This window comes from Mesorhizobium sp. M7A.F.Ca.US.011.01.1.1 (assembly GCF_003998295.1).
Taxonomy (GTDB): Bacteria; Pseudomonadota; Alphaproteobacteria; order Rhizobiales; family Rhizobiaceae; genus Mesorhizobium.
In genome coordinates this window covers 1-383 of sequence record NZ_RZRT01000244.1, presented here as the reverse complement: position 1 = coordinate 383, position 383 = coordinate 1, and the positions used below count along the sequence as shown (strand labels likewise).

Genomic DNA, 383 nt, shown 5'->3' with positions numbered 1-383 from the left:
GCTCGCTGTTTCCACAGTATCCATGGATTCGCGAATCCTGGATGTGGCCGTATCTCAGGCAAGCGTGGCCCTACGGCGTCCTGGCGCTGACCTTGTCCTTCGCCGGTTATGAGGGCGAGGTGATGCGAGGCGCCTTTGCCGGGGTGCCGAAGGGCCAGCTCGAGGCCGCCCGCGCGTTCGGCATGAGCCGCTGGAAGATCCTCCGGCGGATCTGGCTGCCGCAAGCCTTTTACCGGGCGCTGCCGACGCTGACCGGCGAAACCGTGCTGCAGTTGAAATCGACGCCGCTGGTGGCGACCATCAGCGTGATCGACATATTCGCCGTCTCGTCCAAGGTGAGGCAGGGCACCTTCCTCACCTATGAACCCTTGCTGCTCCTGGCG

Annotated in this window: 1 protein-coding gene; it reads left to right on the top strand. The window is 64.2% G+C overall.

What is annotated here, in order from left to right; translation table 11 throughout:
* A partial coding sequence (locus tag EOA13_RS37555) for an ABC transporter permease subunit (RefSeq protein WP_127298071.1) occupies window positions 1-383 on the top strand: 383 nt, incomplete at both ends.